The organism is Micromonospora sp. AMSO12t, assembly GCF_008806585.1.
In the GTDB taxonomy this organism is placed as follows: Bacteria; Actinomycetota; Actinomycetes; order Mycobacteriales; family Micromonosporaceae; genus Micromonospora; species Micromonospora reichwaldensis.
The window spans coordinates 1-1,205 of sequence record NZ_WAAS01000512.1 but is presented as its reverse complement, the minus strand read 5'-3'; the positions used below and the strand labels follow the sequence as shown (position 1 = coordinate 1,205).

The 1,205-nt window shown below is 76.8% G+C and carries 1 protein-coding gene; it reads right to left on the bottom strand.

Annotation, left to right across the window (positions count from 1 at the left end; genetic code table 11):
* The coding region (locus tag F6X68_RS32695) for a hypothetical protein (RefSeq protein WP_151457837.1) at nucleotides 1-1,137 on the bottom strand (1,137 nt) is incomplete at its 3' end.
* Nucleotides 1,138-1,205: the final 68 nt, after the last annotated feature.

Genomic DNA, 1,205 nt, shown 5'->3' with positions numbered 1-1,205 from the left:
GGCCTCGACCGGCTCGTCGTCGTCGGCGTGGGCCGGCCCCAGGGTGCGGCCGAAGGCGATCATCGCGGTCAGGGCGCCCACGAAGAGCACCCAGATGGCGTTGTCGATCCGGGAGGTGCCCAGCGAGGTCTGGGCCACCGCGTCCGCCTCGCTCAGCGCCCCGGCCAGGTCGAGCAGGGACCGCCCGCCGACCCGGATGATCACCTCGGCGACGATCAGGAGCAGGCCCGGGCCGGCGCCGGCCAGCAGGTAGGCGGGCCAGCGGGGCGCGGGCGCCGCCGCGTCGAGCCGGGCGGCCCGGCGGCGGGCCAGGGTCAGGTACCCGAAGGCCAGCAGCCCGGCCACCAGGCCGGCGAGCAGGGACTCGGTGCGGGACACCCACTTGGCCGCGCTCAGCAGCGACTCTTGACCGTCGCCGCCGCCGAACAGGTCGAAGAGCGGGTCGCGGGCCCGACTGAAGGCCACCACGAAGATCAGCGTGCCGAGGGCGGCGGCCACCACGGCCCCGACCACGGATCCGCTACGCGCGCCGGCGACGGCCCCGCCGACGGTCGCGGCGGCGGCGGTGGTGGCGGCGATCACGTTGGTGGTCGCGTTGTCGGCGTACGTCAGGTTGATCGCGAACGCGGCGGCGAGCCCGACGAGCAGGCCGGTGCCGATCGCCGCCACGAAGCGCAGGGTGACCCGCTCGCTGCCCCGGCGGGCGAGCAGGTCGACACCGAAGAGGGCGAAGCCGGCGCCGGCGACCAGCGCCGCGGAGATCACCCCCGGGAGGGCGAACGCGGAGAGGCTGATGGCGGTGAGCCCGGCCGCCGCGGAGCTGATCACCTCGCGGGTCGACCAGAGCATCGCGGCCAGCCACCCGAGCGCCAGGAGCGCCAGCACGGGCGCACCGGGTGCGAGCGGCAGCGCCGTCCCGCCCCGCGGGTCGACGGAGGGTCCGGTCCCGGTCGCGTCGGTCTCGTCCACCGGTGCGGTGCCGGTGGCGTCCCGCGCTTCGGCGGCGGTGTTCCCGGCGGCGTCCGTCGTGCCGGTGGCGGTTTCCCCGACGGCGTCCGTCGTCTCGGGAACCTCGTCGGCGGCCGGCGCCGACCGGTCCGACTCCGCGGCTGCGGAGCTGCCGGGCTGCTTGGTCATCGTCTTCCCTCCGACGGACGCCCGGCCCCGGTGGGCCGGCAGTTCACCGGCCACCCAGCGTACGCGTC